Source organism: Nostoc sp. DedVER02, from assembly GCF_034530675.2.
GTDB lineage: Bacteria > Cyanobacteriota > Cyanobacteriia > Cyanobacteriales > Nostocaceae > Nostoc.
Genome location: NZ_JAVRCP020000002.1, coordinates 148,948 through 172,292, shown reverse-complemented (window position 1 = coordinate 172,292; position 23,345 = coordinate 148,948). Strand labels below are relative to the sequence as shown.

Annotated in this window: 17 protein-coding genes and 1 pseudogene; 8 read left to right on the top strand and 10 right to left on the bottom strand. The window is 40.4% G+C overall.

The genetic code is table 11. The features are described 5' to 3' along the window. Positions 1–21: 21 nt before the first annotated feature. A complete protein-coding gene (locus RMZ41_RS04715) occupies positions 22–663 on the top strand; it encodes a hypothetical protein (protein ID WP_322640461.1) in 642 nt (213 codons plus the stop codon). 76 nt (positions 664–739) lie between these two features. Further along, positions 740–2,050 (top strand): hypothetical protein, encoded by a 1,311-nt coding sequence (locus RMZ41_RS04710; protein ID WP_322640460.1) that lies wholly within the window; start codon positions 740–742, stop codon positions 2,048–2,050. Positions 2,051–2,479: 429 nt separating this feature from the next. Here the strand turns inward: RMZ41_RS04710 and RMZ41_RS04705 are convergent, their stop codons facing one another. Beyond that, the gene (locus RMZ41_RS04705) at positions 2,480–4,084 is read right to left on the bottom strand and encodes a peptide ligase PGM1-related protein (protein ID WP_322640459.1); all 1,605 of its coding nucleotides are present in this window, start codon (positions 4,082–4,084) and stop codon (positions 2,480–2,482) included. Positions 4,085–4,859: 775 nt separating this feature from the next. Between RMZ41_RS04705 and RMZ41_RS04700 the strand changes: the two genes are divergently transcribed. Together RMZ41_RS04700 and RMZ41_RS04695 are read left to right on the top strand one after the other, a co-directional pair. After that, positions 4,860–5,732: an SDR family oxidoreductase gene (locus RMZ41_RS04700; protein ID WP_322640458.1), complete on the top strand. Its 873-nt coding sequence runs from the start codon at positions 4,860–4,862 to the stop codon at positions 5,730–5,732. 176 nt (positions 5,733–5,908) lie between these two features. After that, positions 5,909–6,166 carry a hypothetical protein gene (locus tag RMZ41_RS04695; RefSeq protein ID WP_322640457.1) on the top strand — a complete coding sequence of 86 codons (258 nt, stop codon included), beginning with the start codon at positions 5,909–5,911 and terminating at the stop codon, positions 6,164–6,166. A gap of 176 nt (positions 6,167–6,342) precedes the next feature. Here RMZ41_RS04695 and RMZ41_RS04690 read toward each other — a convergent pair. After that, positions 6,343–6,858, bottom strand: a pseudogene (locus tag RMZ41_RS04690) (magnesium transporter); the annotation flags it as partial. A gap of 840 nt (positions 6,859–7,698) precedes the next feature. On the opposite strand from RMZ41_RS04690, the gene RMZ41_RS04685 reads away from it, so the two are divergent. Further along, positions 7,699–10,764, top strand: a complete 3,066-nt coding sequence (locus tag RMZ41_RS04685; RefSeq protein WP_322734507.1) for a PA14 domain-containing protein — start codon at positions 7,699–7,701, stop codon at positions 10,762–10,764. A gap of 65 nt (positions 10,765–10,829) precedes the next feature. On the opposite strand, the gene RMZ41_RS04680 is transcribed toward RMZ41_RS04685, so the two are convergent. The 4 genes from RMZ41_RS04680 to RMZ41_RS04665 all read right to left on the bottom strand — a co-directional run bounded on the left by RMZ41_RS04680 (position 10,830) and on the right by RMZ41_RS04665 (position 15,081). Further along, positions 10,830–12,380 carry a mercuric reductase gene (locus RMZ41_RS04680; protein ID WP_322640692.1) on the bottom strand — a complete coding sequence of 517 codons (1,551 nt, stop codon included), beginning with the start codon at positions 12,378–12,380 and terminating at the stop codon, positions 10,830–10,832. Positions 12,381–12,632: 252 nt separating this feature from the next. Beyond that, positions 12,633–13,310: a TVP38/TMEM64 family protein gene (locus RMZ41_RS04675; protein ID WP_322640693.1), complete on the bottom strand. Its 678-nt coding sequence runs from the start codon at positions 13,308–13,310 to the stop codon at positions 12,633–12,635. A gap of 64 nt (positions 13,311–13,374) precedes the next feature. Then, complete coding sequence (locus RMZ41_RS04670; RefSeq protein WP_322640694.1) at positions 13,375–14,133, bottom strand: TVP38/TMEM64 family protein; 759 nt, start codon at positions 14,131–14,133, stop codon at positions 13,375–13,377. Between the two features lie 237 nt (positions 14,134–14,370). Next, entirely contained in the window at positions 14,371–15,081 is a 711-nt protein-coding gene (locus RMZ41_RS04665) for a TIGR04283 family arsenosugar biosynthesis glycosyltransferase (protein WP_322640695.1), read from the bottom strand. A 49-nt stretch (positions 15,082–15,130) separates the two neighbouring features. On the opposite strand from RMZ41_RS04665, the gene RMZ41_RS04660 reads away from it, so the two are divergent. After that, a complete protein-coding gene (locus RMZ41_RS04660) occupies positions 15,131–15,709 on the top strand; it encodes a Uma2 family endonuclease (protein ID WP_322640765.1) in 579 nt (192 codons plus the stop codon). Positions 15,710–15,973: 264 nt separating this feature from the next. Here RMZ41_RS04660 and RMZ41_RS04655 read toward each other — a convergent pair whose 3' ends face one another. Continuing rightward, positions 15,974–16,540, bottom strand: a complete 567-nt coding sequence (locus RMZ41_RS04655) for a DUF2808 domain-containing protein (protein ID WP_322640696.1) — start codon at positions 16,538–16,540, stop codon at positions 15,974–15,976. Between the two features lie 23 nt (positions 16,541–16,563). Continuing rightward, complete coding sequence (locus tag RMZ41_RS04650) at positions 16,564–17,001, bottom strand: DoxX family protein (protein WP_322640697.1); 438 nt, start codon at positions 16,999–17,001, stop codon at positions 16,564–16,566. Between the two features lie 456 nt (positions 17,002–17,457). Here RMZ41_RS04650 and RMZ41_RS04645 point away from each other — a divergent pair, with 456 nt between their 5' ends. Then, positions 17,458–19,632 carry a DEAD/DEAH box helicase gene (locus RMZ41_RS04645; protein WP_322640698.1) on the top strand — a complete coding sequence of 725 codons (2,175 nt, stop codon included), beginning with the start codon at positions 17,458–17,460 and terminating at the stop codon, positions 19,630–19,632. A 178-nt stretch (positions 19,633–19,810) separates the two neighbouring features. Here the strand turns inward: RMZ41_RS04645 and RMZ41_RS04640 are convergent, their stop codons facing one another. Both RMZ41_RS04640 and RMZ41_RS04635 read right to left on the bottom strand, forming a co-directional pair. After that, a complete protein-coding gene (locus RMZ41_RS04640; protein WP_322640699.1) occupies positions 19,811–20,686 on the bottom strand; it encodes an SMP-30/gluconolactonase/LRE family protein in 876 nt (291 codons plus the stop codon). Positions 20,687–20,909: 223 nt separating this feature from the next. Then, entirely contained in the window at positions 20,910–21,848 is a 939-nt protein-coding gene (locus RMZ41_RS04635; protein WP_322640700.1) for an NAD-dependent epimerase/dehydratase family protein, read from the bottom strand. 266 nt (positions 21,849–22,114) lie between these two features. On the opposite strand from RMZ41_RS04635, the gene RMZ41_RS04630 reads away from it, so the two are divergent. Beyond that, complete coding sequence (locus RMZ41_RS04630; RefSeq protein WP_322640701.1) at positions 22,115–23,269, top strand: glycosyltransferase; 1,155 nt, start codon at positions 22,115–22,117, stop codon at positions 23,267–23,269. Positions 23,270–23,345: the final 76 nt, after the last annotated feature.

Genomic DNA, 23,345 nt, shown 5'->3' with positions numbered 1-23,345 from the left:
AGCAAAAGTAACAGGAAAAACATGAATATTATTGTTCGTTTGTTTGGTGCGATCGCTCTCCAAGTATCTGCATTAGTTGCAATGTCTGGCATGGCCATGTCTGATGACAAGCCCTTGCGCCTCCGTATCCAAGAGACTCCTGCTGTTTCTCCACAGAAAACAACACAGAAGATTTGCTCTTTAGATCCCATTGAAGATTTATTACCTCCAATACAGACTAAGGCTAAAGATCCTTTGCTGTCTTACCTTGCAGAACAGGGTTTCACACAAAATCAAGAGGGTTCTTGGGTCTGTTATGCGAACGATCCAAAAAAAGAAGGGCGTTACTTTACTCTGTTCAAGGTTAAACAAGTTGATAACAGGCTCATCGCTAGTTCTTTTCTAGATGAAGGCAGTCTAATTGAGGGTCAGGAAAATCGGAGCTTGGACTTCTTCATGATGCTAATTGAGCATCATCTGAATACTAATCAGGAGAACCGTCAAGGTATACGTCGATATCTAGAAGCCTTCGTTTCCTTAGTAAAGGAAGGAAAGATCAAACCTACACGTCGTGCGTTTCTTTTTGATCAACCAAACCGAGCATTAGTCTTGTATCACACACTCTCATCAGGAAACCTCAAAGGTACAGGAATCACGATCAATATTTATTTACCTAAGAGTTGAATTGGAGATTGGGGAGAAAAACCGAAACCAATCCCCAATACTCAATTAAATTGTTGTCGTTCAAGGGAGGTGCATTTTGCCTAAATCAATTTTTCAAAGGATTGCGATGTTGAAGGCAGTTCGTTTTGCAACCATCGCATTTTCATCTATAGCGGTGGTAGTTACTACATGTCAGTCTGCTTTTGCACAGCTTAATATTGGACGCTATGGTATCCAACCAGGACTGGAGTCTGAGTATCTTCAGTACCAAATCAATAACCAGAATTTGAGCCAGATGCGAGTCATTCCTGGATGTGATGTGGGATTTGGTCTGACCTGTAATAAAACTGGAGCGGTAATCCAACGGTTAGTAGAGTTGAACGGCGGGAGTAGCTATGAAAACCTCCTGATCCGAGCAGCCGGTGGGGAAAAAAACTTCCAGAATTTCGCTAGCTTTTACGGTAACAATCCGAATCTCTCTGCGGTTCCTTACGCCTCTTTTTGGAAAAATGAGTCTCCCGCTATCATGGATAGCTCTCAATACCTTCTTGGGCAAAATATTGGTCGCAATCCAGTACAAGGACTCGGACTTGCAACCAACCAGTTCTACTGGACACCATACTCAGGAGTCAATAACTCGGTCAGCCTTCGTGATGGATTACTAGACTTAAAGTTCTCATACGGACGATTGTTGTTTGAAGAAGCCTCAAAAATTTCCAATATTCAAGAACAGATTCAATCTTTAGGTCTGTCACCAGAGATGACGAATTTTTATGTAGATAAAATCTCTACAGGCTTGAATGCATTGAATTCTGGAGATCAGAACCAACTCGAAAAGAGGATTTTTGAACTACTATCCTATCCATACTCTGAAGATGGTGGGGAACTCGGACGACCTAACAACGGGATTCCACAGGAATTTAATCAGCTTTTGGGAGAAGATATACCAGGAGATATCTTGGTGAGTGATAGTCCAGCACCATTGGATGGAGAAACAATAGCTCTTGATATCCCTGGTACTGAGGGAGAGGTCGTTGTACCAGACAGTCCTGATTCTTTTCCACTGTGGCCAATAATCGGGGCTGGGGGTCTTATTGCAATTCTGCTTCTATTACTTGATGGCGATAATTCTTCTGCTCAGGCATCTGTTTCTTCACCTCAACCATCTATTGCTCCAGGAACTACACCTTTGTCTCTTACCAATAAAGGCGAATGTGATTTAAATTCTGGTGGTAATGGTTCCAATCACACACAGATCATTGAGGTTCCATGTAATGTCACTCCTAAACCTCCTACAGAAGTAAAGAAGGTAGTAGAGCCATCAATGATCAAAGGGCTTATATTGTTAATCGTTCTACTATCCATAGTCCGTTACAGACACCGATATTTAAAAATCTGTAACTCGTAATTACTTAGAACTCAATACGGTTCAGTTAAGGGCTATTGGTAAAAAATTTTTGGTTTTTGAGACGCGATAAATCGCCGTCTCTACAAGTGCTTTGGTCTTATCTGAACTGTATTGACTTAGAACTCATACCATTTCTGTGTGAAGATGCGCTTATAAAACTGATTAAAAACTACAGGCTGTAGGCTACATGAATAGGCTAACCAATAGTATAGCAAGGGACTGGGGACTGGGGACTGGGGACTGGGTGAAAAGTCTTTTTGTGTCTAAGTTTCATCATCTGTTGATGTCCTAACCACCTTGACTGTTGCTATATTAAGGATTTGCACAAAATAAATCATCCCAAATTATTTGTAAATTTGTAAGGGGCGAACAGCTAGCTATGCGCCCCTACGAAGGAATGTTTTTACTGGAAGTCCTTAAGCATATCCTTTAACTATATTCATCCCAAGCGACGGGAAAGGAATAATCTGAAGAAAATGCCGATAAATCATGATTTTCGCTGCGGGTTTCTTCATCCAGAACTTTGACAACTTTGTTATAAATATCTTGTGCTTGTTGTGGAGAATCACCGATACTGGTTAATCCCAACTTGCCAAACTGCGAAAGACAACCCATTAGATGAAACACTGTGCCTGTTTCTGTACCACTGTCAAAGTGCAGTCTATGATGAGCAATGATATCCATCAAATCATTAGGCAATAATCCCTGATAGCGCTCTTTTTGGAGATTATCGGTGGCAATGTAATATTTAGGACGACCTTGCTGACTATAAAATAAGCCTGTGGAAAGGTCATAGCGACCGTTTGTTAATAATTTCAGGGTCATGAATGGATGAGTTGTACCGCCTTTACGCAGGTTAATTTCGATCGCCTGAATATCCCAGTCACCGTTACCCTTGTCAACGGCGATAAAATCTACGCCAAATCGCTCTAAAGTACCTTTCTCTGCCAGCTTTCTGCCAACTTGTAGCCCCAATTGCTGCAATTGCAATCGATAGCTTTCATCGGCGGGAAAGCGACAACCGAGATAAATTTGACCATCTGGGCCTCCAAGAATTTGGTCGTGAGTTGAAAGGATTTCCACTTCGCCGGTGGGTGTGATCCTTCCTTGGACGCTGGGCGATCGCTTAATTTCCCCTTCCACAAATGCTTCGACAATTGCCCCTAATTCCGGGATTCTTCCTGAAAAATTATCCCAAGTCTCTTGTTTTGCTTGAAAGCGCATTGTTAAGAAGCGATCGCTAATTGCTGCTACCCTTTGAGCGTGAGTATCTTTTCCCGGTGCTAAATTCTCAATCGGTCTAAGATCCAACAATGCATTCCCCTCTCCCGAAATGCCTTCGTTGAGTTTCACTACTATCCGTTTTAATGTCGGTTGTCGTTCCCACAAATCACTGGCTGCTTCTGCCAAATCTGTGTGGTTCCAAATCTTTTCGCTACCATCTGGATGCGGTACACTGCTTTCGGCAAAGATTTGCCGACTGCCACTTTTTGTTCCCCAAATCTGTAAATCTGGTGCAGCAGCATACAGTGGGACACCTAATTTTACAGATAATTCGCCTTCCCACTGCGAAGAGTTGTAGCAGATCATAAACGATTTGTCTAGCCTCAAAGCTTGATGAATCCGCTTTAGCAGGCGGGGGCGTTCTAAAATCTTTTGGCTCAGAGGCTTAAGGGAGGAATCGTAAGTAGAAAGTAGCAGCAAGCGATTGCGGGCATGAGAAAAGGGAATTCCTGGCAAAAGTTGCAGATAATAATCAATGATACTAGGATGCAACGGTACTGATGTTACATAAACCAGCCGAGTTTGGGGATTCTGCAACCGAATTAAGGAAAATAGTAATCTTTCTTCATAATGCTCGCAGCCTTCGATCTTTTGGAGTTCGCGCTGGTCGAGACTTAAAGAGGGAATAATTAAAATATCCGCTTCACTATTGTCAAATGACTCGCTCGTTTTCCAGCGATCGCTTAGAGTTAATTGTAAGTGGCGAAACTTGTCAGCCTGTTCTAACTCTGAAATATTTAGTATTGCCATAACCCCTGCTCTCTAATGATCCCAATGTAGCGCACCATGTAGGCTTTTGGTCTATTAGTTTCGGGACTAGTTTTCAAGTTCTTTTGTAAGTAATTTAGTTTATCAGAAGGTAGTTATACAGATATTATTCTAAATAAATATTAATATTAAAAATGTGTATCATAAATGTAAGTACTTTGCAATTAAAAATTGAGTAAGTATATCCCTGTACTGAAAATATCTGAATTCTTTATCTTACATATAATGATTTATTTAATTTTTTTACGTCTTAAGGTTGAGCAGATTTCAGCTTACTTTACCTCTGTGGAGCGATAAAGTACAGCAAGGTAATAGTTAACTTAAAAGCAGATAGAAAAGATAAATTATTCATCAGATCAAAGTTGTGTATTTGTTTTTCGTGGCCAGGTGTGAGGATAAAGAATAGACCTCTTGCAAAAGTGCTTTTTGCACTCTTAGGGAAAGGGTAAAGGTTAAAGGGTCAGGTGACGATACAGAACTTTTTCCCCTTATCCCCAGAGGGGCCCCGACCTTACCCTTTTCCCGACTTATGCAAGATAAGCCACATAAACTTGCTAGCAAAAGGTTAGGCAATAGCATTCGGGGTATCAGTACCTAAGATTGCAAATTGCTATAAAAAGCCAAAGCAAAAAATAAACCTTGGGTTGAATTTTTGATCCAAGGTTTACTTTTTAAAATAGGGATTTGGAGGAGATGAACTGTAAGCAATCTCAATGCCAAATTTTCAATGCCCAATCCAATTACTAAAGGGAGAACTATGGCTAAATCAAAAGATAAAAAAGAGGAAAAATTACAACCGCCACAGCAGCAAGAAGTACCAGGTGTTGAATCAGAAATGACACCTAAACCGAAAGCAGATGATGCCCGGTATCAAGGTAGTGACAAGTTAAAAGATAAAGTAGCATTGATTACTGGTGCTGATAGTGGTATTGGTCGTGCTGTAGCGATCGCATTTGCTAAAGAAGGTGCAGATGTGGCCATCCTTTACCTCAATGAACATGATGATGCCAAAGAAACAAAACATTTGGTAGAAAAACAAGGTCGTCGTGCAGTAACCATTGCAGGTGATATTGGCGATGAAACTTTTTGCCAGCAAGCTATACAACAAACAGTTGGTGAGTTTGGCAAACTTGATATTCTCATCAATAATGCCGCCGAACAACATCCCAAAGAAAGCATTGAGGAAATTACTAAAGAACAATTAGAGCGAACTTTCCGCACTAATATATTCTCGATGTTTTTCATGACTAAAGCTGCACTGAAGCATTTACAAGCAGGCAGTTCTATTATTAATACCACATCGGTAACAGCTTATAAAGGTAGCCCCCAACTCCTAGATTATTCCTCGACAAAGGGTGCTATTGTTGCCTTTACTCGTTCCCTATCACAAAATTTAGTATCAAAAGGAATTCGCGTTAATGCTGTCGCGCCTGGGCCAATCTGGACACCTTTAATTCCATCAACTTTTCCTGAAGAAAAAGTTGAAACTTTTGGTAAACAAGTACCAATGCAACGAGCCGGACAACCAGAAGAAGTTGCACCTAGCTATGTATTTTTAGCTTCTGATGATGCTTCTTATGTTTCTGGACAAGTCTTACATATTAATGGCGGAGAAGTTGTTAATGGGTAGGTGAAAAAGTTCTAAGTTAGGAGTTATAAACGATATATTCTTAATTTATAACTCCTAACTCCTAACTCTCAATTCCTAACTCTACCCTCATGGTCTTCCGTTGGAGGGATGATTCAAAATGTAAATATTGATAATCTAACTAAATAGCGTACATTTAAGAAACAATAACTAAGTCTATGGCATCTCCTACACCACTTCAGGGCACAGAACTAGTAGATTGTGCTAGAGCAAATGCCAAGCAAGGAATTGAAACTGCTGCTTATCAATGTGGCTATGGTCAAGACCTCAACAAATTTGCCCGAGAACTTAGACAGGCTTGTGAAGATATGAACTTACAAGTGAAAGAACTCAGTGGATTAATTACTGACCAAGACTTGATACTGGAATTAGGCACTGGCGAAATTGTTGCTCCCCTAACGGAATCAGAATTGTAAAAGTTAGTCATTTGTAGTTTCTTAGTAAGGATTCAGCACCCAAGAGTCAGGAGCCAGAATTTATCAGGAATCTAGAATGATTGGTATATTTAGTCATCAAATGTTCTCCTGATTCTTTAACTATTCTGAATTCTGACTCCTGAATTCTTACGTTTCTTATTAATCAATGACTCTTTTCATAACTTTAAAATTACCCGCGCTAAATTGAAGTAAATCAAAACGCTACTACATCAACTGCTGTGATTATGAATGGTGCAGAGATTAAGGGCTGATAAACAGAGGTAGCGGAATAGAAACGGCAGTGCTGAAGCAAAGATAGGCGCTAAACATAGAAATGGCTACTAAACTAGTGCCTATAGCAATCGCAACTTTTAATCGTCCTTGTAGCAAGTAAGCCCAGGTAGTAGCGATCCTCTTGCGACCTTAATAATCATTCCTGTAATGGTATCGGTTATAAGTAAAACCAGTAACCACACAAGCAGCTTTCGAGCAATTTCCAGTAAATTTATCTGAAAATATGTGTCATAAGGTGATTGCACACCACCACGGAAGATATCTATATCTTCCGTGGTTTCCTATTGCAGAATATAAATGACATCATGGACAGTGATAATACTTGCTCAAGGCTATGCTCGAGCGACCACAGGCACAGCCAGAAAATTATATCTTTGGATTAACTGGCAACTTCTCTCTAGTCTGGATCAGCTTTATAATCTAATAGTTAGGCTGTAGCTTGGGGTTCTGTTCGACTCTGTTGTTCTAGGCGGTGACGACTTTATCTTGATCCACAACATGATTATTTTGTCCAGTACGTAAGTCCTAGACTTTTATAAGTTAACAAAAAATAATTAAAACTTTAGTTTTGCTTTATGAAATTATAAAGCAATGTAAATATTTGAACAAGGTTTCACAAAATAGATAGACATAACACGGTGTTATGGTGTCCAATATTTAATTGATTAACCCTAAAGCAAACATGCAAAAAAAACTGTGTAAAGTTACACCTTTTAATGGTTAAGTATATGTTCTGCAATTGGGTGTTGCTTCACCTTAACTTTATGTACCTACATAACAGTAAGATTAGAAGCTTTCAAGAAAGGTGATTTATTTTTTTAAATTCACCAAACCGAAATTACATGCATCAGAAACTCAGAATTTTGTCGAAATAAGGCAAAGATTCATAAGGACTAATAAGCCCTTAAGGTAGTCTCTAGCGTTTTTTATACACGTTTTTCTATTTACCTGCTTTTAATAAAGATGCAGCGAGGTATATAATTTCATGCTGCTTTATTTTAAGGTTGATACAAATAAACAGTAAAGGAGCATAGATACCAACAAATAATTTGTATCGGCAATTGAGTGAAATAGTATAGGCATTAATAAATTTTAAATATATTGATAAGCAAACAATGATTTTTTATCAATATATTTAAGCTAAAATCATCTCAATTTTTTTGAAAACATTCACATCAAACTAATTCATAAGAATTAATGATGAATTAGTTTTAGACTATTGCGAGGCATATATCTCAATGAATGATTCACAGGATCTTAATCAACAGTCATCAGCATCAGCAAGTATAACAACTCCATCATCTCTGCAAAGCATTGACTCACTACCATCTAATACTGCTCGGGCTAGCGCCAGCGCAGTTAGCGCCAACGCAGTCGCAGCCTCTGTGGGAAATGGACTAAAAGCAGAATATTACGACAACATCGACTTTACCAACCTAAAGGCAACTCGCACAGATGCAACAGTAAACTTTGACTGGGATTATGGTTCTCCAGACCCTACCATCGGTGGGGATACCTTCTCAGCACGTTGGACAGGTCAAGTAGAAGCTAAGTACAGCGAGACTTACAATTTCTACACCACTGCTGATGATGGTGTGCGGTTGTGGGTGAATGGTCAACAAATCATCAATAAATTTGTCGATCAATCTCGCACGGAGTACAGTGGCTCGATCGCACTAGTTGCGGGTCAGAAGTACGATATTAAACTGGAATATTATGAAAATACGTACACTGCTGTTTCCAAACTGTCTTGGTCAAGTAACTCTCAAACCAAGGAAATTATTCCTCAGTCTCAACTTTATAGTCCGACGAATACAGTTGCTAGTAATGGCAATGGACTAAAAGCAGAATATTACGACAACATCGACTTTACCAACCTGAAGGTAACTCGCACAGATGCAACAGTAAACTTCGACTGGGATAATGGTTCTCCAGATCCTACCATCGGTGGGGATACCTTCTCAGCGCGTTGGACGGGTCAGGTAGAAGCTAAGTACAGCGAGACTTACAAGTTCTACACCACTGCTGATGATGGTGTGCGGTTGTGGGTAAATGGTCAACAAATCATCAATAAATTTGTCGATCAATCTCGCACGGAGTACAGTGGCTCGATCGCGCTAGTTGCGGGTCAGAAGTACGATATTAAACTGGAATATTATGAAAATGGCTACACTGCCGTTTCCAAACTGTCTTGGTCAAGTGACTCTCAGACCAAGGAAATTATTCCTCAGTCTCAACTTTATTCATCAGCACTTCAAGCCACTATCACCCTGGGATCGTCTGCCATAACTGTAAATGAAGGGGCTGGTAGTGCAAGTATCACTTTGCTCAGAAGTGGTGATTTAACCAATACATCGACAATTAAGTATGCAACCATAGCTGGTACTGCTACAGCAGGGTTTGACTACGGAAGTGAAGGCCGTGAAAGCGCTGGAACAGTTACTTTTGCACCAGGAGAAACCAGCAAGCAGGTATCTATTTTGATCAATGACGATTCAATCGGAGAAACAGATGAAACCTTTGGTTTTGTCATCGATCAGGCAATAGGGGCAACAATAGGACTGCAAAGAACTCTGGGAGTTACGATTCAAGATAACGATCGCTCTGGTCTGACTTTCACTCAGCCAGCAGTGAATGAGGATAACGGTACTGCTACAGTGACAGTTACACGGGGTAACAGTACAGGCGCTGCGAGTGTGGACTACGTAACCGTGGATGGGACTGCTAAAGCGGGATCTGACTACCAGGCTGTATCTGGAACCTTGAATTTTGCAGCAGGACAAACCACTAAGACTGTTGTTATCCCCATTCTTGATAACAATGTTGGGGAAGAAAATGAAACCTTTACTTTGAATTTCAATAACCCAGTGGGAGTGGCACTAAATACTCAACAGACAACCATCACTATTTACGATAATGACTCTGGTCAATTTACTATAGATACAATAGCTTCTGGTTTGACTGAACCCACAGCTTTTGACACGACATCTGACGGTAAGACTATGTTCGTTGCCCAGAAAAATGGGGTAGTGCGAGTCTTGAGCAACAATACCTTATTAGCAACACCATTTATCGATATTTCTGCACAGGTAAATGGTACGCGCGATCGCGGCTTATTAAGCATTGCTGTGCATCCAGATTTTGGTAAAAACCCCAACGGTAATAACTACGTATATCTCTTATATACCTACGATCCACCAGAAACCGATCCAAACAATCCTAAAAACAATCCCAATACCACATTGGACGATCGCGATGCCTTCGGCAATAGGACAGCACGGCTAACTCGCGTGACAGCCGATCCCAACACTAATTACACTACTGCTATTGCTGGCAGCGAATTTGTGCTGCTAGGTACTAATGGCAATTGGGATAATATCAGCCACCCAGATGGAAATAGCACAGATGTCACACTTGGTTATGCACCATCAGGAATTATCAACAAAGATACTGGTAAGCGGTTTACCAGCTTGCAGGATTATCTCAATAATCTCGATAAAGTCCAAAATATCGACAATTTTATCGCTAATGATAGCGAATCTCACTCAGTTGGTACTGTGCGCTTTGGTACCGATGGTAATTTGTTTGTAAGTTTAGGAGATGGCACTTCTTACAATGGGATAGATCCGCGAGCAATCCGCGTCCAGGATAAAAATAATCTGTCCGGTAAGGTTCTGCATATTGATGCCATTACTGGTCAAGGCTTATCAACTAATCCTTTCTATAATGGCAATCCCAATAGCAACATTTCCAAGGTCTATAATTTGGGTCTGCGTAACCCTTTCCGCTTAACAATCGATCAGAAAACCAATACCCCTATTATTGGTGATGTTGGCTTCGAGAGTTATGAAGAGGTGAATATCGGAAAACCAGGAGCGAACTTTGGCTGGCCATTCTATGAAGGTGGTCTTGATAGCAATGGTAATATCGTCAATCTGCAACAACCAAAATACGCTACCCTACAAGCAGCGCAGGACTTTTATAATAGTGGACAAACTGTTACAAAACCAGTTTACACTTACAAGCATAATGGGCCTGCTTCGATTACGATGGGTGACTTTTACACAGGCGATGCTTACCCTGCAATTTATGATAATGCCTTATTTGTGGGTGATTTCAGTAGGGGAGTTGTCGACGCTTTAAAATTCGATAGTAACTACACACTTATCTCTGTTAATCGGTTTGCTTCTACAGAAGACACACCTAATCTAGGAGTGCCTGTACAAATTACCACTGAAGACGATGGTTATCTGTACTATGCAGACTTGACAGGAGGCGCAATCAAACGCTTCCGACCTGTTTAGAGATCGTGTGACATAACAGTTATTAGTTATCAGTGAACAGTCAGACAACTGTTCACTGATTTTGATCAAGATAACTTTGTCAAGAATCCCAACAACTTTTTGGTATTTGATGTTAGGAGTGTTCGACGATAAGCATCAGCTGCTTTTTTAATCGCTTCGGCTTGAGTGGGATAAGGATGAATTACACTGCTTAACTTACTCAAACCGAGCTTATTCACCATTGCTGTAGTCACTTCTGAAATCATCTCACCCGCGTGACTAGCGACAATAGTTGCACCAATTATTTCATCAGACCCCTTTTTATGGTGGATTTTGAGAAATCCTGACTCTTCACCATCTGCGATCGCGCGGTCTACACTACTAAAAGGTATTTTGATTGTTGTCACTTCAATACCTGATTTCTGCGCTTCGTGTTCGTACATCCCAACATGGGCAATTTCTGGGTCAGTATAAGTTACCCAAGGCATCACCAGGCTGCTGAGTTTCGAGCGTCCTAAGCCAAAGGGAGAAAATAGCGTATTTTTAATTACAATTCGCGCCGCAGCATCAGCAGCATGGGTAAATTTCCAGTTCATGCAGATATCGCCAGCTGCATAAATTTTGGGATTGGTCGTTTGGAGGTAATCATTTACCTTCACACCTTGGCGCTTGTCGTATTCTACACCCACTGATTCTAAATTTAAATTTTCTACATTTGGCGATCGCCCCGCACCAACTAAAATTTCATCTACTGTCACCGAATCTCGATGACCATTAGAAGAAAAGTAAAGCCGTTTCCCTTCAGTCACAGTTACCACTTCTTCTACTTTGGAATTCAACACTACGCGAATTCCTTCCCTAATCAAAACCTTTTGGAGAATTTCAGCAGCTTCAGCATCTTCTTTATTCAAAAGATGCGAACCGCTATGGAAAAGTACCACCTCAGAACCCAAACGCCGGAAAGCTTGCGCCAATTCGCAACCAATGGGGCCGCCACCAATCACCGCTAAACGTTCCGGTCGCTGAATTAGGGAAAAAACCGTCTCATTAGTTAGATAACCCGCCTTTTCAATTCCTGGAATCGACAGTTGTGCGGCTCTTGCGCCAGTAGCAATTACAGCTTTTTTAAACTTTAGGGTTTTGTCGCCAACTTCCACAGTATTTTTACTTGCAAATCGACCGCTACCCAAAAAGACATCGACACCCAACTTTTGAAACCGCTCCGCCGAGTCGTTAGGGCTGATATCAGCCCTGATTCGTCGCATCCTTGCCATGACTTTGGGAAAATCAACATCTATATTATGTTGGGGAATATTAACTCCCAAGTCTTTAGCATCCCAGATTTCGCCAATGGTGCGGGCAGAACGAATAATAGTTTTAGATGGTACGCAACCAACATTTAAGCAATCTCCACCCATGAGATGCTTTTCAATTAACGCCACTTTTAAGCCTACATCTAGACCCGCCGCCCCCGCAGCCACAACTAATCCCGCCGTACCAGCCCCAATTACAACCAAATCGTAAACATCTGCGGGTTGAGGATTAACCCAGTTTGGCGGATGGACGTAAGATACCAACTTTTGGTTATACTCATCTGTTGGGCGAACTGTGACTCTCTCTAAATCTGAATTAGTCATTGGCGAAACCTCTTTTAAGAATTGAAAATACTAAACTCAACTACCTTTTGGAGGATTAAAAATTAAGAATCCTGAGAGATTTAGGTTGCTCAGTCTCTTGTTTTTTATGTTTGTTTAATAATAAATACAGCCTTTGAATTGTTTTATCCGTTTGGGAATTGACAGATACGATTAAAGTTTTCCTGTATAAACGTTTTAACAATCGAGAATTTACAGAAATTTGGGGTTGAATAAACGACACTACTAGAGTATCTACAATTCCTCTTCTAAAGCTTTGCGTGCAATCCGGGTTACATACACTGTAACGGCGATTGTCGCAATCAAACCCAAAATCCGAATTGCCCATTGTAAAGTCGGGTTGTTAGGTTGAGTTTCAGTCCCAATCATGGCTAAATTACCTGCAAGGGAACCAATATAAACGTACATAATGGTTCCGGGAATCATGCCTACAGAGCCAATGAAGTAATCTTTCAGTGAAACTCCCGTGATACCAAAGGCATAATTTAACAAGTTGAAAGGAAATATAGGTGACAGTCGCGTTAGCAAGACAATTTTTAATCCTTCTCTACCAACTGCTTGGTCAATGGCGGTAAATTTTTTATTATCTGCAATTTTACGAGCAACCCAGTCCCTTACTAAATAACGTCCAACCAAGAAGGCAGCAGTAGCGCCGAGTGTTGCACCGATAAACACGTAGAGAGAACCCAAAACTACGCCAAAAATTACACCCGCTCCCAAGGTGAGAATTGAACCAGGGAAAAAAGCGATGGTAGCGATAATGTAAAGTGCAATAAAAGCGATCGCTCCTACAGTACCAAGGCTATCGATCCACTGCAAGGCTTCGCGTAAAATAGCTTGGGGATTAAAAGAATTTGGATTTACAGATTCTTGTGCGAAAGCCGAGTCTGTATTTAATGAAAAAGCACTCATTAATATCACTAATATTAATCCACCTAGACTGAAAAATTTCTGCAAATTTATCAAATTGATACTTTTAAATATCTGAAGAATCGTTAGTTTGATCATGAATTGTTATTTTTTCTATTGCCACATTTTGAGCTAATGCTTTTTGAGCAACTTTTGTGATATAAACAGTCACCGCAACGGTAGCAATTAACCCAACTACTTGCATTATCCATTGCCAAACTTGAGTTTCTGGAGTAGTTGGTTGATGAGATGTGCTTATCATGGCAAGATTCCCAGCTAAAGAACCAATATAAACGTACATCACAGTACCGGGGATAATACCAAAGGAACCTAATATATAGTCTTTGAGAGAAACCTGTGTTACTCCAAAAGCATAATTTAATAAATTGAAGGGAAAAACGGGACAAAGACGAGTTAGTAAGACAATTTTCCATCCATCTTTAGCAACTGCTAAATCAATCGCTTTAAATTTAGGATGTTTGTCCATTTGTCGAGAAACCCAATCCCGCGACAGGTAGCGTCCAATAAGAAAAGCCAAGGTTGCTCCGATTGTTGCAGCAATTAGCACATATATCGAACCCCAAAATACTCCAAACAGACAACCACCTTTGAGGGTTAGGAGGGAACCCGGTATAAACAGTAATGTTGCCAAGTTGTAAATGGCTATGTAGGCGATAGGCCCAAAAACGCCAAGACTGTGAACCCAAATGATTGATGTTTGTAAAAGTCCTTGAAAGTTTAACTGTTTAGCAGCAATTATTAGGGTGAAAATTAGACAACTTAGGAGTAGTAGTTTGAGTTTAGAACTTGATAAAGGCTTTTTCATTTTTATAATGTTGACCTTCTGAGGCTCTATGTTGACCTTCTGAGGCTCAATGTTGACCTTTTGAGGCTCGACGTTGACCTTCTGAGGCTCAACGTTGACCTTTTGAGGCTCTATGTTGACCTTCTGAGGCTCGACGTTGACCTTCTGAGGCTCGACGTTGACCTTCTGAGGCTCAAGTTTGAAACCTACACCTTAAATTCACTGCTCCTAAGATATATTACCCAGATGAAAAACAGCTTAAATTCTTTTAAATTTTTCTCGGTGATACCAGTGACGAATTCGTTCAGGTGAAACGCCGAGTAAATAAGCAATAATTATAAATTGATTAAGTAGCGTGGTTTTGAGTACTCCCTTTTGCAACCATCTACGCGCTGAAGTAAGAACAGGTGTAGGAATAATTACAATACTTCCGATGCGTTTTAATCGACGTATGAGTTCAAAGTCTTCCATGATAGGCAATTCAGGAAAACCACCAATTTGCTGAAATACTTCTTTGGTTAAAAAAATTGCTTGGTCGCCGTAGGGCATTTGGCAAAAATGCGATCGCAAATTTACACCCAACTCCACCCATCTTAAACTCAAAAGTGATGCATCAATCCGCAACTTAAATGCACCAGCCACAATTCCAGGTTGTTGTAGCGCTGTGCGAACCATCTCATCAAACCCAGTTGGTAAACGGGTATCTGCATGGAGAAATAAAAGAATCTCACCGCTAGCCGCTACAGCACCCGTATTCATTTGTACAGCACGACCGGGAGATGATGAGATAACTTTGACATTTAAAGACTGAGCTATTTCTATGGTGTTATCTTCAGAACCACCATCTACTATGATTACTTCTATATTTGTATTAGGTTGAGTCGTTGCAATTGTTTCTTTGATATTCCCTGCTTCATTCAGAGTCGGAATAATAATAGAAATTCTAGCTGCGTCAATATTCTGACTCATGATTGCTTACAATTTAGCTAAAGTTGATGTCATCCTCAAGATAACCCCCATGACAGCTATCACAGTCAACTTAAACCCTATTATCCAACTCACCGATAACCAGTTTTATCAACTCTGTCGGGAAAACCCTGAAGTCAAATTTGAACGGAATGCAGAGGGAAAATTACTAATTATGCCACCTACAGGCGGAGAAACTGGAAATCGTAACTCGGAAATCTCAGCAGATTTTGTGATTTGGAATCGCCAAACTAAACTAGGAATTTGCTTTGATTCTTCCACTTGCTTTAAACTTCCCAATGGTGCAAACCGTTCTCCTGATGTCGCTTGGATAAGAAAAGAGAGATGGAATACACTCACACCTGAGCAAAAAGAAAAGTTTCCGGCGATCGCACCAGATTTTGTTTTAGAGTTAATGTCACCAAGCGATAGTTTGCGAGAAACGCAAGCCAAAATGCAGGAATATATTGACAACGGAGTTAAATTAGGCTGGTTAATTAATCCGAAAATGCATCAGGTAGAAATTTATCGTCTTGGTCAACCAGGAGAAATATTAGCATCCCCCCAAGAATTATCAGGAGAAGATATTTTACCAGGATTTATTTTAAATCTACAAATAATTTGGGGATAAAAATTTATTGATTTCGGATTACCTGCTCAAATTCAACAACAGCGTCGTATTGGTCAGGCATGGCGATATAATTGAGCAGCAAAGCTGGATCAAAATCTGGAAAAAACCCACTCCTGACCTTTAAATTGCTCCCAAGAAACATCCTTAAGAGTTACCAGTTTTTCTTCTGTGGGCTGTTCTACTAGTGGGATGCTCATAAAAACACTTACCTTATACGCTCACTAATTCTACTATTTATCAAATTTTTGCAAGCGATCGCGCTGCTTATGGAAACCACCAGTTACTTCTATTGCTGTAAAACTGAAACCGTCCAAAGCCGAGAAATTGTCCGTGGGATTTCTCACCCTGTGGGAATGCTGTCACACCCATTAAGTAGACACCAGAAAAGCTGGGATTACTCACAGGGCGGAGGGCGATTGTCACCGTCTGTCCCGGAGTTACAGGCGGTTCAAAGTTCACAGTAACGGTTCGTGTGTCGCGTTCGTTTGTAACTGCGCCTAGTGTTAGCCGAGATTCTTTGCGATCGCGGGTTCCGACAAAGGCGCGGGTATCATCAAGATGATAGCGGATATTTTCTGTTCCCTCCCTTTGTGCGATCGTTACCTTCTGAAGGGATTCTCCAGCATTTTCAGGCAGATTGATAGTGAAATAGTAAGTTCCGCCCCAAACATTCACATCTTTATAAGTAGTCGTCGCATTCACAAGTGTCGGTGGTTGGACAAAGTACACTGTACCATCTCTAAGCTGCACCGCTTCAGTCACCGGAAGGTTTAATCCTCCAACACCGATTGCTAACGAGAGGGTTATTCCAAACAAAGTTGCAACACGCATGATTCAGATATAGAAAAACGCACTTATTCCAATTCTAATTCTTTGGGAATGAGTGATTTAGGAATAATAGAAACTTGTTTTTCTCCATCAGAAGATTTCGTATACCACCAAGCCCAAGCAATTAAAACTGCTTGCAATGGAAGTCTGATTACGTGTACCCAAGGTGAATTTGGTATATGTTCAATCTTAATAAGATTAACCGCCATATTAATATTGGCAGGATAAACAGCAATAAAAAGAGCAAGAAGTCCCCAAGCAGCAGCTTGACTTACAGGTGGGACTAATAAGCCGATACCACCTAAGATTTCATAAAAACCACTCAGATAAACCAATCCTAGAGGGTAAGGTAGTTGCGGCGGCACAATTTTGACATATTCTCCGGGAACAATAAAGTGTGTCACTCCAACCACAATGATCGATATAGCAAGGATGACACGTAATATTTCCTTATACTTCTTCATGGTTTTGCCTCATTACATACTTGCCCCTATTACTTCAGTTTGACTGAGGGATGTTAATCTGCATTGAGTCAATAGGAGTAAAAATCGACAAAGTTTTCTAAAGTATTGAAAAAAGTGATTGCAAGTATAAATATAACTGATGCACTAAGCTGTAATAAGTGTGGAGGGGGTCAATTTTTTGTATTGGAGCCACGTCAAAGCTTTTTTGCAAGTTTTGCGATCGCTAATTCCAAACATGGAACTAGTAGTTCGCCAAGTGAACTTGGCGGGGTAAAGGGTAAGGGGTAAGGGGTAAGGGGGAAAGGGTTTAAATCCTTTACCCTTTACCCTTTCCCCTTTCCCCTTTCCCCAGCCCTTACTTAGCATTTTTGGGTTGGCAGACTACTAGTTGATCCATGATTGGAGGGTTCTGAAATACTAAGGAGTAGTTTTGCTAAAATTTTGTCTATAAAAAATATGAGCGATGCCTTTAGCCGACTTGCACCCTTCATCCGAGAATATATATATCATCATCAGTGGACTGAATTACGACCAGTTCAAATTGCCGCTTGTCAAGTTATATTTGACACCGATGCTCACTTACTAGTTACAGCTGCAACTGCTGCGGGTAAAACAGAAGCAGCCTTTCTGCCAATTTTGACTTTACTACATACCAACCCTGCTGCAAGTGTAGGGGCATTATATATTAGTCCAATTAAAGCTTTAATTAACGATCAATTTGAACGCCTCAACGACTTACTCAAAGAAGCAGATATTCCCGTTTGGCATTGGCACGGAGATGTTTCTCAAAATCGGAAAAACAAACTCTTAAAGAATCCTCAAGGCATTCTACAAATTACACCAGAGTCTCTAGAAAGTTTATTAATAAACAAAAATAACGACCTCATTCGTTTATTTGGTGACTTAAGATTTGTCATCATTGATGAAATTCACGCTTTTATGGGAAGCGATCGCGGTTGTCAAATTATTTGCCAATTACAACGTTTAGCAAAGCTAACGCAAAAGCAACCGCGTCGTATTGGTTTATCTGCAACTCTTGGTGATTACTCAATAGCTGAAGACTGGTTGCGTTCAGGGACAGATAAGCCAGTAATTACACCGCAAACTGACGGAATAAAACGCCAAATAAAACTAGCTGTAGAACATTTTTATATTACTGATGAAGTAGATGAATCAGAAGCGACAGATTATGAACAATATATTTTCAACCTCAGCAAATTTCGGAAATGCCTAATATTTGCTAATAATCGCACCCGCACTGAATCTGTAATTGCATCTTTGCGACAAATTGCTACAAAACAAGGACTACCAGATATATATCATGTGCATCATGGGAGCATATCTGCTAGCTTGCGGCAAGCTGCTGAAGATGCGATGCGCGAACCCAATAATCCAGCCGTTACTGCCGCTACTTTAACTTTAGAATTAGGCATAGATATCGGTTATTTAGAGCGAGTTATTCAATTAGAATCACCCTTATCTGTAGCTAGCTTTTTACAACGCTTAGGACGTAGTGGCAGAAGAGGCGAAGCTGCCGATATGCGTTTTATTTGTGCTGAAGAAAAACCATTATCAGAAGCTTTGCTACCTGAACAAATACCCTGGGAACTGTTGCAATCTATTGCGATTATTCAACTTTATTTAGAAGAACAATGGATTGAACCAATCAGACCGATTAAATATCCTTTAAGTTTGCTTTACCACCAAACAATGAGTATTCTAACAGCAACGGGGGAACTTTCGCCTAATGCCTTAGCTAAACAAATTTTTAGCTTACCGCCCTTTGCTGCTATTTCCAAAGAAGATTTTCAATTATTACTCCGCTATTTAATTGATATTGGTCATATTCAGCATACTGAACAAAATAAATTAATCCTGGGTTTGGCAGGAGAAAAGATTGTGAGAAAATTTCAGTTTTATGCTGTTTTTGCTGAACAGCAAGAATATATTGTTAAGCAAGGTGCAACCCAAATTGGCAGTATCGTCACCCCACCTGCTGTAGGAAATCAATTTGCTTTAGCTGGGAGAACTTGGGAAGTAATAGAAGTTGACTTTAAAAAGAAAGCTATTTTTGTTAAACAAGCCGAGGGTAAAGCTAGTATTTATTGGCGTGGGAGTGGTGGCACTATTCATACCAAAGTTTTACAACGAATGCAAAAGGTTCTCTTTGAAAATATTGAATATAGCTATTTGCAAAAAAATGCTTTACAACGTTTACGTGAAGTTCGCCAATTAGTGCAGCAGGTTGAATTAGATAAACATAATATCTTGCAATTAGAAAAAGGTAAATGCTGTATTTTCCCCTGGATGGGTACGGTTCCTTATCGCACTTTAGAAAGATTATTAAATTCTTACTGTCGAGAATCGTTAGAAATTACAAGTATTGGGGGAATAAATCCTTATTATTTTACAATTAAATTAGGTAAAAATAAAGTTAAATCTCTTTATCATGAAATTGCTTCATTTTGTGAACAAAGAATTACCTCAGAAGATTTAATCAGTACTTCAGAAGCACCGGAAATTCAAAAGTACGATCGATTTATTCCTCATCCACTTTTACGAAAAGCTTTTGCTAGCGATTATTTAGATATGAGAGAATTAAAACAGCAAGTGGCACTGTGGAGACAATAGGCAATAGTAGAATGTTTTAATTACTTGAAAATTGCTATAGCAATCTTAAATTAGCTGTGTTGTTATGGTCTGCTGTCGATATAAATTATTTTTTTAACGAACCGCAGAGACGCAGAGGGCACAGAGAAGGGAATTAAAAGAGGTTAATACGAATGATTTATAACTGTTATTATCACTCTTAAAAAGAGTAAGTAGGTAATCCAGTAACATCAGTTTGGAGAGCAAATAAATCACCAGAATTGAAACTTTTTTCGATTTCTGTTTGGCTAAGTCCAACTGAAGCAGTTGTAATATAAAGTGTTCGCAAGTCCTCGCCTCCAAAAGTACAGCTAGTTGGCAATTGTACAGGTAGCTTTATCCGCAATATCTCTTCACCGTTAGGGTTGAAACGAATTACACACCATCCATTCCACATAGCTGACCAAATAAATCCTTCGCTGTCTATTGTCAATCCATCTGGATGGAAGGATTCATGAGTTAAATCAGCAAAAATCCGGCGATTACTAATATTTCCTGTTACTGAATCAAAGTCGTAAGCATATATTTTTTGGTGAGGAGAATCTGTTAAGTAAAATGTCTTTTGATCGGGACTCCACCCCAAACCATTAGAAATAGTCAATCCCGTTTCCATTAAATGCAATGAACCATCAGTGTCATAGCGATAGAGGCTAGCTTGAGGTTTTTCCAGAGAACACATTGAACCAAACCAGAAACGTCCTTGAGGGTCACATTTACCATCATTGAGACGGTTATCTGGAAGATTGGCTTCAATTTCTAAAATGGGGGTAACTACACCTGTCTGGGTGTTGAGGAATGCTAGGTGATGACGCAGCAACATAATTAATCTATCCGCACCTGCTGTTGCGATCGCACCTACGACATCTCCCACATCAAAAAAGCCGTTTTCCCCCGTAGCAGGGTTGAACTGATGCACCCGATGGTTATAAATATCAACCCAGTATAGTAGTTTCCGGCTAGAGTCCCAGATGGGGCCTTCACCCAAGCGGGCACGGGCTTCTAGAACATTGTGGAGTGGATATTGCAACTCGTTCATTTTATCAATCAACAGCACCATTTACGGAAGGTGATTTCAGTGGCATTGATGCAATACGTTAAAAACGTCTGCCTTACCAATAAAAACAGGAAAAATTTTTATTCAAATTTAAGTAAAAACTTAAGACGCGATGGATTGTATCTTCCCCAGGTAAAAGAAAAAACTCTTCCTTTTGGCTAAGGCTGAGATTCCCGACTTCGCTACTAAATCGGGAATCTTGTTGCTAAAGCGCCTGTAAAATCTCCTCATCGACAGAAAAATCTACTTCGGCTTTGTCTTTTGCATTAGCCAAATAATCATTTTCCAAGGAGTCTTGTAACCCAGAAATCAAATCGTATTCAGGATGCCAGTTTAATTCTGTTTGCGCTTTATTCACCGAAGCAAAGAAATGCTGTACCCGCATCGGAAAAGCTTTGCGTTTGCCGAAATCAAACTTTTTCGGGTCGTAATGGACGATTTTAACATCATCAGGTGATTTACCAGCCGCCACAGCACTAGCACGAGCTAAACCATCAAAAGTAACAAAGCGATCGCCAGATATATTATAAATCTGTCCTACGGCTTGTTCATTGCCCAAAACCTGAGTCAAAGCCTTAGCTAAGTCTTTGACATGACCTAGTTGAGTGATATGCAAACCATTTCCGGGGATGGGAATGGGGCGATCGCGCACAATCCTGTCAAAAAACCAGCCTTCTAACTCATTATAATTACGAGGGCCGTAAATATAAGTAGGACGAATGGAAGTAAAAGGTAATCCCAATTGAGTCAGATAAGCTTCTGTTTCATGCTTACCCTTGTGCCGACTTTTAGAATCTACCGGATCGCCTTCTATATGGGGCAATTGGTCGGATTTGAGATACACTCCCGCAGAACTCATATACACAAAATGTTGCACTCGGTCTTGAAAAATTTCTGCTAGTGGTTGAGTATCAGTAAGTTCTCGACCATTATTGTCAAAAATGACATCAAAGCTTTCTTGTGATAACTTTGCTTTTAATTGGGTAGAGTCAGTGCGATCGCCTATAATTTGTCCTACTCCCTCTAAAGAAGGTGCTGGCCGATTTCCACGATTGAACAGCACCACCTCATGTCCTTGTTCCACTAGTAATTGAGTCAAATAGACACCAATGAACCGAGTACCACCCATAATCAGAATTCGCATAAATTCACCCTTTCTATATCAGTTGTTATTACAAGAGTAGGGAGTGGGGTAGATGGAGGAGATAATGCCCCATACCCTATGCCCAATGCCCCATCCCCAATCTGAGGTTATCATCCATCTGGAACCTCTGAAAGAAAGATTGCGTCTTGTGTGCTAATCTGGGGCGCTTCCCGTTAATTAATCACAAGGGGAAACTTTTCAGTCGGAGTCTAAAAAAACTATCTTCAATTTTGAATTTTGAATTTTGAATTTTGAATTGTTTAGCTGTGCCCTTGAAATATGCTCTGGTTCATGAGTGGCTAACACCCAAAGCCACCGGTGGTTCCGAACTCGTTGTCCGAGAAATTTTGAATCACATTGATGCTGATTTGTATGCTCTGATCGATTTTGAATCCAGCAATAGAGAAAGTTATTTATATAAGCGTCAGATTGGCAAGACGTTTCTCCAAAACTTTCCTTATGCTCGCAACGGTATACAAAAATACTTGCCTTTGTGGCCCTTGGCAATTGAACAACTTGATTTGCGGCATTATGACGTAATTCTGTCTTCATCTCATGCTGTTGCCAAAGGAATCCTTACCACTCCCGAACAGATGCATATTTGCTACTGTCACAGCCCTATGCGCTATGCCTGGGACTTGACTTTTGATTATCTGCGCTACAGCAAACTGGGTAGTGGTTTACCTGGGTGGGTGACACGATATTTATTACATCGTTTGCGCCAGTGGGATGTATTGAGTGCCAATCGCGTTGATTACTTCATTGCTAACTCACAACATACGGCTCGGCGGATTTGGCGTTGCTATCGGCGAGAAGCAACAGTCATTTACCCACCAGTGAATATCGCGGAATTTCCATTTCTGTCTCAGAAAGAGGATTTCTACCTGACAGTTTCCCGATTAGTGAGTTACAAACAAATATCGTTGATTGTCAAGGCTTTTAATCAACTCAAACGGCCATTAGTGGTCATTGGTACAGGAGATGAAATGAATAAGATCCGCGAAATGGCAAACTCTAATATCCAAATACTGGGATGGCAACCCGATAATGTGGTAAAAAAATATATGTCTAGGGCTAAGGCGTTTGTATATGCAGCTTGTGAAGATTTTGGGATTGCCCTAGTGGAGGCGCAAGCCTGCGGTACACCAGTAATTGCCTACGGTGCAGGAGGGGCTCTCGAAACAGTGCGAGATATCCGCTCTTGTGTAGAAACAGGGACAGGTATATTTTTCAAGACGCAAACAGAGGCGGCTTTAGTGGAGGCAGTAGAAAAGTTTGAAGTGTATGAGGGTTCGTTCAGTTCCGAGTATATGCGATCGCACGCCGCGCAGTTTTCACCGCAAATCTTTGCAGATCGTTATCTAGATTTTGTAAACAAATGCAACGAAAAAGGCCGTTTTCGGAATGATGGTCTTGGTTAACGTCTGATTTTTTTAGGCTTTTGGCAATTTCCCCCCAGAAGCACATCATTTTGGCTTTAATATTGGGACTATGTGT

What these genes read in the sequence shown, in the direction of transcription:
- RMZ41_RS04715 (WP_322640461.1), top strand. Translation starts at nt 22, where the DNA reads ATGAATATTATTGTTCGTTTGTTTGGTGCGATCGCTCTCCAAGTATCT.
- RMZ41_RS04705 (WP_322640459.1), bottom strand. Translation starts at nt 4,084, where the DNA reads ATGGCAATACTAAATATTTCAGAGTTAGAACAGGCTGACAAGTTTCGC.
- RMZ41_RS04700 (WP_322640458.1), top strand. Translation starts at nt 4,860, where the DNA reads ATGGCTAAATCAAAAGATAAAAAAGAGGAAAAATTACAACCGCCACAG.
- RMZ41_RS04695 (WP_322640457.1), top strand. Translation starts at nt 5,909, where the DNA reads ATGGCATCTCCTACACCACTTCAGGGCACAGAACTAGTAGATTGTGCT.
- RMZ41_RS04685 (WP_322734507.1), top strand. Translation starts at nt 7,699, where the DNA reads ATGAATGATTCACAGGATCTTAATCAACAGTCATCAGCATCAGCAAGT.
- RMZ41_RS04680 (WP_322640692.1), bottom strand. Translation starts at nt 12,380, where the DNA reads ATGACTAATTCAGATTTAGAGAGAGTCACAGTTCGCCCAACAGATGAG.
- RMZ41_RS04675 (WP_322640693.1), bottom strand. Translation starts at nt 13,310, where the DNA reads ATGAGTGCTTTTTCATTAAATACAGACTCGGCTTTCGCACAAGAATCT.
- RMZ41_RS04670 (WP_322640694.1), bottom strand. Translation starts at nt 14,133, where the DNA reads ATGAAAAAGCCTTTATCAAGTTCTAAACTCAAACTACTACTCCTAAGT.
- RMZ41_RS04665 (WP_322640695.1), bottom strand. Translation starts at nt 15,081, where the DNA reads ATGAGTCAGAATATTGACGCAGCTAGAATTTCTATTATTATTCCGACT.
- RMZ41_RS04660 (WP_322640765.1), top strand. Translation starts at nt 15,131, where the DNA reads ATGACAGCTATCACAGTCAACTTAAACCCTATTATCCAACTCACCGAT.
- RMZ41_RS04655 (WP_322640696.1), bottom strand. Translation starts at nt 16,540, where the DNA reads ATGCGTGTTGCAACTTTGTTTGGAATAACCCTCTCGTTAGCAATCGGT.
- RMZ41_RS04650 (WP_322640697.1), bottom strand. Translation starts at nt 17,001, where the DNA reads ATGAAGAAGTATAAGGAAATATTACGTGTCATCCTTGCTATATCGATC.
- RMZ41_RS04645 (WP_322640698.1), top strand. Translation starts at nt 17,458, where the DNA reads ATGAGCGATGCCTTTAGCCGACTTGCACCCTTCATCCGAGAATATATA.
- RMZ41_RS04640 (WP_322640699.1), bottom strand. Translation starts at nt 20,686, where the DNA reads ATGAACGAGTTGCAATATCCACTCCACAATGTTCTAGAAGCCCGTGCC.
- RMZ41_RS04635 (WP_322640700.1), bottom strand. Translation starts at nt 21,848, where the DNA reads ATGCGAATTCTGATTATGGGTGGTACTCGGTTCATTGGTGTCTATTTG.